Origin of the sequence: Streptococcus infantis (assembly GCF_047465525.1) — a bacterium.
In the GTDB taxonomy this organism is placed as follows: Bacteria; Bacillota; Bacilli; order Lactobacillales; family Streptococcaceae; genus Streptococcus; species Streptococcus infantis_R.
This window is the reverse complement of the sequence record NZ_JASGZS010000007.1, coordinates 34,414-46,708: the sequence shown is the minus strand read 5'-3', so window position 1 is coordinate 46,708 and position 12,295 is coordinate 34,414. Positions and strand designations below refer to the sequence as shown.

The 12,295-nt window shown below is 40.4% G+C and carries 8 protein-coding genes; 6 read left to right on the top strand and 2 right to left on the bottom strand.

Translation table 11 applies throughout. From position 1 onward, the window contains the following. Nucleotides 1-26 precede the first annotated feature (26 nt). From QM374_RS03710 to QM374_RS03690, 5 genes are all read left to right on the top strand, one after another. On the top strand, nucleotides 27-2,543 hold the full coding sequence (locus tag QM374_RS03710) for an MBL fold metallo-hydrolase (RefSeq protein ID WP_414310906.1): 2,517 nt from the start codon (nucleotides 27-29) through the stop codon (nucleotides 2,541-2,543). Nucleotides 2,544-2,839: 296 nt separating this feature from the next. Further along, a protein-coding gene (prfB, locus tag QM374_RS03705; RefSeq protein ID WP_371607479.1) for a peptide chain release factor 2 occupies nucleotides 2,840-3,935 on the top strand; the annotation gives its coding sequence in 2 pieces (ribosomal slippage) (nucleotides 2,840-2,911 and nucleotides 2,913-3,935; 1,095 coding nt in all). Between the two features lie 15 nt (nucleotides 3,936-3,950). Continuing rightward, nucleotides 3,951-4,643: a cell division ATP-binding protein FtsE gene (ftsE, locus tag QM374_RS03700; protein WP_223338957.1), complete on the top strand. Its 693-nt coding sequence runs from the start codon at nucleotides 3,951-3,953 to the stop codon at nucleotides 4,641-4,643. Then, nucleotides 4,636-5,562: a permease-like cell division protein FtsX gene (ftsX, locus tag QM374_RS03695; protein ID WP_070459836.1), complete on the top strand. Its 927-nt coding sequence runs from the start codon at nucleotides 4,636-4,638 to the stop codon at nucleotides 5,560-5,562. Before ftsE ends, ftsX begins: the two co-directional genes overlap by 8 nt. Nucleotides 5,563-5,951: 389 nt before the next feature. After that, complete coding sequence (locus QM374_RS03690) at nucleotides 5,952-7,106, top strand: MFS transporter (protein ID WP_414310905.1); 1,155 nt, start codon at nucleotides 5,952-5,954, stop codon at nucleotides 7,104-7,106. A 104-nt stretch (nucleotides 7,107-7,210) separates the two neighbouring features. Here QM374_RS03690 and QM374_RS03685 read toward each other — a convergent pair. Both QM374_RS03685 and QM374_RS03680 read right to left on the bottom strand, forming a co-directional pair. Continuing rightward, nucleotides 7,211-8,562, bottom strand: a protein-coding gene (locus tag QM374_RS03685; protein WP_414310904.1) for an IS3 family transposase whose coding sequence is annotated in 2 segments (ribosomal slippage) — nucleotides 7,211-8,121 and nucleotides 8,121-8,562 — 1,353 coding nt in all. Because the reading frame shifts where the segments join, the coding sequence is not laid out codon by codon here. A 274-nt stretch (nucleotides 8,563-8,836) separates the two neighbouring features. Then, nucleotides 8,837-9,457 (bottom strand): TVP38/TMEM64 family protein, encoded by a 621-nt coding sequence (locus QM374_RS03680; protein WP_371560368.1) that lies wholly within the window; start codon nucleotides 9,455-9,457, stop codon nucleotides 8,837-8,839. Between the two features lie 136 nt (nucleotides 9,458-9,593). Between QM374_RS03680 and QM374_RS03675 the strand changes: the two genes are divergently transcribed. Then, complete coding sequence (locus QM374_RS03675; RefSeq protein ID WP_414310903.1) at nucleotides 9,594-12,239, top strand: DEAD/DEAH box helicase family protein; 2,646 nt, start codon at nucleotides 9,594-9,596, stop codon at nucleotides 12,237-12,239. Nucleotides 12,240-12,295 lie beyond the last annotated feature (56 nt).

Below are 12,295 nucleotides of genomic sequence, written 5' to 3'. Positions count from 1 at the left end.
ATTAAATAAAGGGAAATATAATTTATATGAAAAATTTAAAAATAAAAAATATACTATTATACAGTTGTCTTCTATATACCTTAGTGATACTATCTTTATCGAAACCAGCTTTTGCTGATACTATTTCTACTGGTGGAGGTAATAGGATCCATTTTATTAATTTGAAATCAAAGTCAGGAAGTGATGCTATCCTCTTGGAAAGCAATGGACATTTTGGTTTAATTGATATGGGTGAAGACTATGATTTTCCAGATGGAAGTAATCCACTCTATCCAGATCGTTGGGGAATTAGTAGGGAGAATGAAGATACAATTGAGGACAGACTTTTCCGCCATTTAAAACAAGTTGGTGTTAAAAAATTAGATTTTGTTTTAGGAACCCATGTTCATAGTGATCATATTGGTACTGCAGATGAAGTTTTAAAACGTTACTCTGTTGACAGATTTTATCTCAAAAAATATTCAGACGAACGTATTACAACACAGTGGAGATTGTGGGATAATCTCTATAATTATGATAATGCAGTGAGAACAGCTCTAGAACGTGGTGTAACTCTTATTCAAGATATTTCTGATCAGGATAGTCATTTTAAATTGGGTGATATGGATATCCAACTATACAATTATAAAAATGAGTATGGTCCTGATGGGAATTTAAAAAGAGTCTATGATGATAACTCTAACTCAATTGTTGCTGTGGTGAATGTAGCTGGTAAGAAAATCTATCTAGGTGGAGACTTAGATAATGATCAGGGGGCTGAAGATAGATTAGGTCCTGTAATTGGTAAAGTAGATATGATGAAATGGAATCATCATTATGATGCCACGATTTCAAACACAGTTAACTTTATTGAAAATTTGTCACCTAGCATAGTTGTTCAAACAAGTGGAGCAGATATTAATCGTCAATCAACAACTAATTTGCTTCGAGAAAAAAATATACAAATTATCAAGGCTTATAGTAAAATCAAAGATGCGACAGTATTTGATATCAGCGATAGTGGTTTTTCAAATGTATCAGACTCTTTCCCTGATATTCCTACAGTATCAGAAAAGTGGTATAAGGAAGATGGCTACTGGAAATATCGTCTATCTGATGATCAAATGGCTATTGGTTGGAAAAAAATTAATGGGGTTTACTATTTCTTTAATGGACAAGGCCAAATGCAGGCTGATAGATGGCTTCATCTGAAAGATTCTAAAGAAAAAATAGATGGAAACTGGTATTATCTCAACAACGATGGAAGTATGCAGGTATCAGGTTGGTTTAAGCATGATGGGACTTGGTACTATATCACATGGTCTGGTGCTAGAACATACAATGAACTAGCTGAAATAGGTGGCAAAAAGTACCTATTTGATAAAGATGGTAAAATGCTTACTGGCTCACAAGTCTTTAATGGTAAGAAAATGTTCTTTGCAAGTAGTGGGGAATTACAGTCAGATGAGACAGGCTCTGGATGGCAAAAAATTGAATCAAACTGGTACTACTTTAATGAAGAAGGAAAACAAATAGTTGGTAAAAAGGAAATCAATGGAGTAACCTACTACTTTGATAATAAGGGAGTTATGCAAACAGGTTGGGCCTTGATTGAAGGTCAGTGGAACTATTTTGCAAGTTCCGGAGCGATGAAAACAGGTTGGATCAAGGATAAAGATACTTGGTATTACTTGGATAAAGAAGGTGTCATGCTAACTGGACTCCAAGAGATCGAAGGTACTCGCTATTATCTCAATGCAAGTGGGGCTATGCAAACTGGCTGGAAATGGTTCGATAATCATTATAGCTACTTCACAAGTAGTGGAGCGATGAAGACAGGCTGGTTAAAAGACAAGGAACTTTGGTACTATTTAGATAAAGAAGGTATCATGCAAACTGGCCTACAAGAAATTGAAGGTGCTCGCTATTATCTAAATGCAAGTGGGGCTATGCAAACAGGTTGGAAATGGTTTGATAATCATTATAGTTACTTCACAAGTAGTGGAGCAATGAAGACAGGCTGGCTCAAAGAAAACGATCTTTGGTATTATCTAGATAAAGAAGGTATCATGCAAACTGGCCTTCAAGAAATCGAAGGTACTCGCTACTATCTAAATGCAAGTGGAGCTATGCAAACTGGTTGGAAATGGCTTGATAATCATTACTACTACTTTGCAACTAGCGGAGCAATGAAGACAGGCTGGTTCAAAGATAAGGACACATGGTACTATCTAGACAAGGAAGGCATCATGCTAACAGGTCTTCAAGAGATTGATGGCTCTCGTTATTATCTCAATACTAGTGGCGCTATGCAAACTGGTTGGAAACAGTTGAATGGCAACTGGTACTATTTCCAAGCAGATGGTTCACTTCTAAGAAATGGAACAACACCTGATGGCTACAATGTCAATCAAGATGGTATTTGGAGCTTAAATCCTGTAAAAGAGGACGAAGTTCAGGGAAATCAAGCAGATCCTAAGAAGGATTCTGATAAGCCGGTAGATAAGGAAGAAAAATCAGCAGATGCCCAAGAAACTTCGACTTTGAAGGCAGATAAAGAATAAGTGCTTTCTACCTCATACTAAGTTTTTGAGAAAGTTCCCTATGTGCTAGTATTTCAGTCATTACCTAGCTTTCTCATGAAATAGTATTTATATACATCTCAAAGAATCGATCAATGTTTTTAGAATGAGAATATTGATCAACTTTGGGATGTTTTTTGATTCTTTACCCCCTATATTGTTGAAAACATCCTCTTTGTCTTCAAATAGAAATATTTTGATAAGAAATTTTAAAACCGACTGATTAGATAAATAAGAAAAATTATGGTATAATAAAACGATACGAAAAAGGAGTATATATGGACATTTCAGAAATTCGTCAAAAAATTGACGCCAATCGTGAAAAATTAGCTTCTTTTAGGGGGTCTCTTTGACCTCGAAGGGTTAGAAGAAGAAATTGCCATTTTGGAAAACAAAATGACAGAACCTGATTTTTGGAACGATAATATTGCGGCCCAAAAAACGTCGCAAGAATTAAATGAACTAAAAAATACCTACAATACCCTCCATACCATGGAAGAGTTGCAGGATGAGGCTGAAATCTTACTAGACTTTTTAGCAGAAGATGAATCTGTCAAGGATGAGTTGGTTGAGAAGCTAGTTGAACTAGATCAGATGATGACTAGCTACGAGATGACTCTGCTCTTGTCAGAGCCTTATGATCATAATAATGCTATTTTAGAGATTCACCCAGGATCTGGTGGAACAGAAGCCCAAGACTGGGGCGATATGCTCCTTCGTATGTACACTCGTTATGGTAACGCTAAAGGCTTTAAGGTTGAAGTCTTGGACTATCAAGCGGGTGATGAAGCAGGAATTAAGTCGGTGACTTTGTCTTTTGAAGGACCAAATGCTTATGGACTTCTCAAATCAGAAATGGGAGTTCACCGTTTGGTACGTATCTCACCATTTGACTCAGCTAAGCGTCGTCACACCTCGTTTACTTCTGTAGAAGTTATGCCAGAGTTGGATGATACTATTGAAGTTGACATCCGAGAAGATGATATCAAGATGGATACTTTCCGCTCGGGTGGAGCAGGTGGACAAAACGTCAACAAGGTTTCAACAGGTGTCCGTTTGACCCACATTCCGACAGGGATTGTCGTTGCATCAACCGTTGACCGTACTCAGTATGGAAACCGTGATCGTGCGATGAAGATGCTTCAGGCAAAACTTTATCAGATGGAGCAGGAAAAGAAAGCTGCTGAGGTAGATGCCCTTAAGGGGGATAAGAAAGAAATCACATGGGGAAGCCAAATCCGCTCCTATGTCTTTACCCCTTATACCATGGTGAAGGATCACCGTACCAGTTTTGAAGTTGCGCAGGTAGATAAGGTTATGGATGGAGACTTAGATGGATTCATTGATGCCTATCTGAAATGGCGTATTAGTTAATAGAAAGGAAGTCACATGTCGATCATTGAAATGAGAGATGTTGTCAAAAAATACGACAACGGGACAACAGCCCTACGTGGCGTCTCTGTGAATATTGAACCAGGAGAGTTTGCCTATATCGTAGGTCCTTCAGGTGCAGGTAAGTCAACCTTTATCCGTGCCTTGTATCGTGAGGTTAAAGTTGAAAAAGGAAGTTTGCAGGTTGCAGGTTTTAACCTCGTGAAGATTAAAAAGAAAGATATTCCGCTCCTTCGTCGTAGTGTTGGAGTTGTCTTTCAGGATTACAAACTTTTGCCAAAGAAAACCGTTTATGAGAACATTGCTTATGCCATGGAGGTTGTCGGTGAAAGTCGTCGTAATATCAAAAAACGTGTTATGGAAGTCTTGGATCTTGTCGGTTTAAAACACAAGGTTCGTTCATTCCCTAATGAATTATCAGGTGGTGAGCAGCAACGTATCGCCATTGCTCGCGCTATCGTAAACAATCCTAAAGTTTTGATTGCAGATGAACCAACAGGTAACTTGGACCCAGATAATTCATGGGAAATCATGAACCTTTTGGAACGTATCAATCTTCAAGGGACAACTGTTTTGATGGCCACTCACAACAGTCAAATCGTAAATACCTTGCGCCACCGTGTCATTGCCATCGAGAATGGTCGTGTGGTTCGTGACGAAGCGAAAGGAGAGTACGGATACGATGATTAGTAGATTTTTCCGCCATCTATTCGAAGCTTTAAAGAGTTTAAAGCGTAATGGGTGGATGACCATTGCTGCTGTCAGTTCAGTAATGATTACCTTGACCTTAGTTGCTATTTTTGCTTCAGTTATCTTTAATACTGCAAAATTGGCAACGGATATCGAAAACAACGTACGTGTCATGGTTTATGTCCGTAAAGACGTTGAAGACAATAGTGAAACCATCGTAAAAGAAGGCCAGACAGTCACTAACAATGACTACCACAAGGTTTATGATGCCCTAAAGGCTATGCCAGCCGTTAAAAATGTAACCTTCTCAAGTAAAGAAGAGCAGTACCAAAAGTTGACTGAAACCATGGGTGACGAGTGGAAGGTTTTTGAAGGAGATGCCAATCCTCTTCATGATGCCTACATTGTCGATACCAATTCACCAAGTGATGTGAAACCAGTCGCTGAAGAAGCTAAGAAAATCGAAGGAGTTTCGGAGGTTCAAGACGGTGGTGCCAATACGGAGCGTCTCTTCAAGTTGGCTTCCTTTATCCGTGTTTGGGGATTGGTCATTGCAGGACTCTTGATTTTCATCGCAGTCTTCTTGATTTCAAATACCATTCGTATCACTATCATTTCACGTAGTCGTGAAATTCAAATCATGCGTTTGGTTGGTGCTAAAAATAGCTACATTCGTGGGCCATTCTTGCTAGAAGGTGCCTTCATTGGGCTATTAGGAGCAACTATTCCATCAATCATGGTTTACTTTATCTACAACAGAGTCTACCAATCAGTTAACCCATCTTTGGTTGGACAAAACCTATCCTTGATTACCCCAGATGCTTTTATTCCATTGATGATCGGTCTCTTGTTTGTCATCGGAATCTGTATCGGTTCACTTGGTTCAGGAATCTCCATGCGTCGATTCTTGAAAATCTAAGTAAGATAGTTTACTAAAATCTATAAAAGTAGGATACCATCAGGCTTGACCGAGTCAGATGGTCCTACTTTTTATGTTGAACTTATAAAGCATACTCTTCAAAAATCTCTTCAAACCACATCAGCTTCGTCTAGGCGTATATTTGTTACTGACTTCGTCAGTTCTATCCACAACCTCAAAACAGTGTTTTGAGCAACCTGCGGCTCGCTTCCTAGTTTGCTCTTTGATGTTCATTGAGTATCAGTTGCTTGCCAATTTTTGGGAAACAGTGTATGATAGGAAAGGAACTTTTTGATAAAAGAGTGATAGGGACTAGATAAAAGATAACTTTTATCTCTACAGTAATATCTAGCTCTTTTGACTTAACATAAATAATGAATGAGGATAAAATGAAACAATTTTTGGAAAAAGTGAGTATACTTTCCCTGTCGTTAGTATTGATCACATCATTTTCAATATCAAGTGCCCTACCAGCCATGTTTGACTATTATCAGGGTTACTCGACCGGTCAGGTCGAGCTCTTGGTCAGCCTCCCTTCCTTTGGAATTATGGCCATGCTCCTCTTAAATGGAGTTTTAGAACGACTTTTTCCAGAACGTCTCCAATTAACCTTGGGACTCTTGATTTTATCAATCAGTGGAACAGCTCCTTTCTGGTATCAGGGTTATTACTTTGTTTTTGCGACACGCTTGCTATTTGGGATTGGTGTGGGGATGCTAAACGCCAAGGCTATCTCTATCATCAGTGAACGATACCACGGCAAAACTCGTATTCAGATGCTTGGTTTTCGTGGCTCAGCTGAGGTGGTAGGAGCCTCTATCTTGACCTTGGCAGTCGGTCAACTTTTGGCCTTTGGGTGGACCGCCACCTTCCTAGCCTATGCAGCAGGTCTAGTGGTTCTTGTACTCTTCCTTCTCTTTGTCCCTTATAACAAAGAAGAAGTTCATGAGTCCAAGCAAAAGCCAGAAGAAGTAGTAAGATTGACTCGCTCTATGAAACAGTTGATTTTCTTTCTAGCCATTGGGGCTGCAGTCATTGTATGTACCAATACAGCCATTACCTTCCGTATTCCTAGTCTTATGATTGAGGCAGGCTTTGGAGATGCTCAATTGTCAAGCCTGGTACTCAGTGCCATGCAGTTGGTTGGGATTCTGGCGGGAATTAGCTTTTCTTTCCTCATCTCTGCCTTTAAGGAAAAACTTTTATTGGTTGCGGGTGTAACCTTTGGTATCGGGCAAATCATCATTGCTCTCTCACCTTCTCTCTGGGTAGTCGTTGCAGGTTCGGTCTTAGGAGGATTTGCCTACAGCATCGCTCTTACGACAGTCTTTCAATTGATATCTGAAAGAATCCCAGCAAAACTCCTCAACAAAGCAACTTCCTATACTGTTTTGGGATGTAGTTTTGGTGCGTCATTAACACCCTTTGTTCTTTCAGGAATTGGCTTAGTAACAACGAATGGTCGAATGACCTTTATCATTCTAGGAGCATGGATGATTGTCACATCAGTCCTTGTTTCTCTCCTATTGAAAAAAGAAGGTTAACAAAAAGAGGCTGGGCAAAAAGTTATTACAATCAGAAAAACGCATAATATCAGGTCTTGAAAAGCCTTGATACTGTACTGACCCCAAAAAGTTAGACAATTAATTTATCCAAAGGATTTAGTTCTGTATTGCACAGGACTGAGTCCTTTTAGTTTTACCTTAATTCGTTTGTTGTTGTAATAATCAATATAGTCTACAATAGCTTGCTCCAATTGCTCAAGTGAGTGAAAGGTCTTCTCATAACCATAAAACATCTCAGACTTAAGAATGCCAAAGAAGGACTCCATCATGCCATTATCTGGACTATTTCCTTTACGTGACATGGACGGTTGGATTCCTTTACCCTCTAAAAAATGATGATAATACTGATGTTGATACTGCCATCCTTGATCACTATGGAGAATAGTATTTGTGTAATGATCCTCACTGAAGGCCTGGTTTAACATAGCTTCCACTTGATCTAAGTTTGGTGAAGTTGAAAGATTATAGGCGATAATTTCGCTATTAAAGCCATCTAAAACTGGTGATAAGTAGAGTTTTTGACTGCTTGCTGGAATGGCAAATTCTGTCACATCTGTATAGCACTTTTCCATTGGTTTGGTTGCTTCAAATTGGCGTTGAATAAGATTATCTGCTTTCTTACCAATCTCTCCTTGGTAAGAAGAATACTTCCGTTTACGACGAATTCGAGCACTTAAACCAAGGACATTCATCAGGCGTTGGACTCTTTTGTGATTGACCATATAACCACGATTTCTCAATTCAAGAGTCATTCGGCGATAGCCATAATTTCCTCTGTGCTCAGTAAAAATAACTTGAATTTCAGCTTTAAGATTTTTATCTTTGTCAAGCCTATCCAGTTGCTTCAACTGATAGTAGTAAGTTGAGCGAGGTAAACGAGCCGCTTCAAGAAGTAAATCTAGTCGAAATCCTCCTGAAGCCATTTCTCTAATTGTCTCTGCCTTTCTCGTTGTATGTCTTCGTCCCTGTCTTCTAGCTCTTTTAACTTTTTTAAGTAAGCCACCTCAGTACGTAAGCGTTCATTCTCTTCTTGGAGTCGCTCTAGTTCTGTCATTTCTTCCCAAGTTTTCTTACGTTTACGCCCCATTTTAGGTACTCTCCCTCTTGTCTTTTCAACAATAGTATACCCGTTTTTCTTGTATTGTGCCATCCAATTTGGAAGCATACCACGATTTGGGAGAGCATATTCGAGAGAAACTCTATCTTGAGACCAGTTTTCATGTAGAACTTTATCAATCATTTCTTGTTTTAATTCGGGAGAGTAGTAACGATTTTTTCCTTTTTTGACGAACTCTATTCCGTAACAATCAATCAATTTAATCATGTACCTAAGATTAGAATTGTTTATCCCAAATTTATTTGAAAGCTGCTCTAAGCTATATCCTTGTTTTCTAAGTTCATAGATCTGAACTTTATCTTTATAAGTCAATTTCATAATAAAAACACCCCAAAAGTTAGATTTTTTCTGTCTAACTTTTGGGGTTCAGTTCAATACTATGCGTTTTATTTTTTTCATTTTCTGATAATACTCTTCGAAAATCAAATTCAAACTGCGTCAACGTCGCCTTGCCGTATATATGTTACTGACTTCGTCAGTTCTATCCACAACCTCAAAGCAGTGCTTTGAGCAACCTGCGGCTAGTTTCCTAGTTTGCTCTTTGATTTTCATTGAGTATAAAATTGAGTTTTTGATCAACTTTTTTTAGTGATCAGGCGAACATTTGCCAAAAGTAATCAATGATATAGGTCAAGCCGTATGTGTAAACGACCAGGGTAAAGGGCTTGGTCAAGACGATAATAGTCATGTAACGCTTGAAGCTCATCTTGGTCAAAGCAGCCAACATACAGAGAAAGTCCGCTGGACTAACCGGCCAAATCATCATAAAGATAAAGAATCGATCAAAGCGATTACCCTTGTCTAACCAACCGATGTACTTATCATAGGTGCGCTTGCTGACGACAGACTGAACGAAGGGTGCTCCGTAGAGGCGAACCAGGTAAAAGATAATGGCGCAACCAATAACAATACCGAAATAGTTGTAGATCGTCCCAACGATATGCCCGTAGATAAAGACACCTGCAACAGAGGTCAGAGCACCTGGGATGATAGGAACAACCGTCTGCAAAATCTGTAAAAAGATAAAGAGTGGTGGCCCCCAGATACCGGCCTGTTGGATAAAGGCAGATAGGGTTTCCTTGGAATGCAAGACTCCAGCCTGATAGGCCCAGATACAGAAAATCAAAGTACCAACTCCACCGATGATGGAGGAAATATTAATTGCTTGCTGTAGAAGGGGAGAAACAGCTTTCATTTGTTTATCGTGTGACATGTAAACTCCTCTTGAGTAGTATGATTCTACTATACCATATTTTAAGGAGAAAGACTATATGGGGTACTTCATGTGACTTTGCCTCAAGTATGGTAAAATGGGAGTAAGAAAATGGCAGCTTAGAATGAGGAAAATCATGTTAGGATTGAAGTTTAATGGCACTTGGCGCAACTACCAAAGACAGGTCTTGGATAACTTTCAGGAATATCAAACAGATGGCCATGTCCACTTGGTGGCAGCACCAGGTTCTGGTAAAACAACCATTGGTATCGAGTTGATTGCTCGCTTTGATAAGCCAGCTCTGGTTTTGGTGCCGACTGTTACCATTCGGGAACAATGGGTAGATAGGATTCGCCTGGCCTTTTTAGAGGATGAGGACCAGATCACAAGTCTCGTATCTCAAAATCTCAAGGACATGAAGCAAATCACCATCGCCACCTATCAAGCCTTTCACAGTGCCATGCAACAAGTACAATCGCAAGAAGATAATGGAGAGGTTGAGGACTTTGTCGGATTTGACCTAATTGCCAACCTCAAGGAAAGGGGTGTTGAAACCCTCTGTCTGGACGAATGCCATCACTTGAGAAATGAATGGTGGAAAAGCCTAGAAGACTTCCGTAAAAATTACCAACAACTGCAAATTATCTCTCTCACAGCAACACCTCCTTATGATAGTGAGCCAGAACTCTGGGATCGCTATCTCCAAATGTGTGGCGAAATCGACCAAGAAATCACGGTGCCAGAACTAGTCAAGGAAGACACCCTCTGCCCTCACCAGGACTTTGTCTATATCTGTTTTCCGACCAAGGAAGAAGACAAGAAACTGGAAGAATTTGAGGATACCAAGTGGCAGTATGTCAGCCAACTAGTCGTTGATTCTGATTTTCAAGAGTTGATTAAGAGTTCCAAGGTTCTCAAAGGGGAAATCTCTGCGGATATGCTCCTCGAAGATCCCAAGTATCTTTCAGCGCTACTCATTTATCTACAGGCTCAAAAGCTAGAAATTCCTAAGCACTTACGAGATTTATTAGGTGCTGAAGGCTTACCTGCTCTTAATTACTACTGGCTCGAAGTCCTCTTGCAAGGCCTTCTCTATCAGACACCCGACTGGTATGAGGATCCACAGGAGACAAAGAAAAAGATAGAAGCTGAGTTGAAATCAAGAGGATTGATTGAAAAACGTCAGGTCTTCTTGGTCAAATCCAAGGCCAATGACCAAATTCTCAATCAATCTCTAGGAAAACTGGCTGGCATCGCATCTATCTTTGAAACCGAGTATGCTAGTCTAGGTCAGGACTTGAGACAGTTAGTCTTGGCGGACTATATCCGCAAGGATTTTGCTAGTTATCTGGGAGATGACCAAGCACCAATCACGCAATTAGGTGTCCTCCCTTACTTTGAAACTATTCGCCGCAGTGCTCAGAAACAGGGGATTTCTGTTCCCCTAGCAGTGCTTTCGGGAAGTGTGGTTATCGTGCCAACTAGTGTTAGGGAGGAACTCCAAGCACTCTTGCCAACAGTCGCTTTGACCTTCTCAGCTATTGGTCAACTAGATCCAGATGCCTATCTTCAGGTAGGTTTCCCCTCAACCTGTAAAGGTATGGTAGGGGCTGTAACTGAACTCTTTCAGAGGGGTGCCATCCAGGTCTTGGTCGGAACTAAGTCACTCTTGGGAGAAGGATGGGATGCGCCTTGCGTCAACTCTCTCATCCTAGGAAGTTTTGTCGGAAGCTTTATGCTCAGTAATCAGATGCGAGGCCGTGCTATCCGTATCTGGCCAGGACATCCAGATAAGACCAGCAATATCTGGCACCTTGTAGCTATCAAACCATACAAAAATCCAGCCTTTTCTAAGGAGGATCAAGAAGAACAAGACCTCAATCCATATCAGGACCTGCAAACTCTTGCCCGTCGTATGGACCACTTCCTTGGCTTGTCCTATAAGGAGGATACCATCGAGACAGGTCTGGATCGCTTGGACTTCCCTAAACCACCCTTTAAGAAAAATAAGATTCAAGCCTATAATCAGAAAATCAAGGAATTGTCCAAGGACCGTACCACCCTTCGCAAAAAATGGCAGGAGGCGTTGGTAGTTGCGGATAAGCTAGAGATTGTCAATGAGGTAGCAACAGATCGCAAGCAGATCCCTCTGCTCACTCTTGTTGATGCTGAAAAATGGCTCCGTTATTCCTTTATGCTAACGACTCTCAATCTCCTCTTTTATATCTTTAGGGTCCGTGGAACTAGTATTCGCTGGTTGTTTGGACTGAGCATCCTCTTTCTAGCCTACACTGTGATTCGCTATTTCTTTTACAAGAGTCCTTATGTACGCCTACGGCAGGCGGGTGAAGGTATTCGTAATGCCATGCTAAAGATGGGGCATTTGTCCGATGACCAGTCGCGCGTGCAGGTAGAGGAAGATAAGGAAAGTTATAGCATTTTTGCCTATCTTAAGGGGGGCAGTTTGAGAGATAAGGAGCTCTTCTCTCAGACCTTGGGTGAATTCTTTGCGCCAGTGGACAATCAACGCTACCTCTTAGTAGCAAAAAAAGCACCAGCAGGTCAATCCAAGTATTTTGTAGTTCCTAGCCTCTTTGAAAAACGCAAGGAAGATGCCCAGCTCTTTCAAAATGCCGTCGCACCACAGCTAGGTGATTATCAGCTGGTCTACACCCGTAATGAAGCGGGTAGAAAAATCTTACTCGAAGCCCGGCTCAAATCCCTAGCCAACAAAAACGACCGCCTCCTCACCAAGAAGAAGGTCAAAAGTGCCTTGAAGTAGGGAGGGAGAAGAAGTTTATTTCACTTGGAATATGATATAATAATAGAGATAGTAAC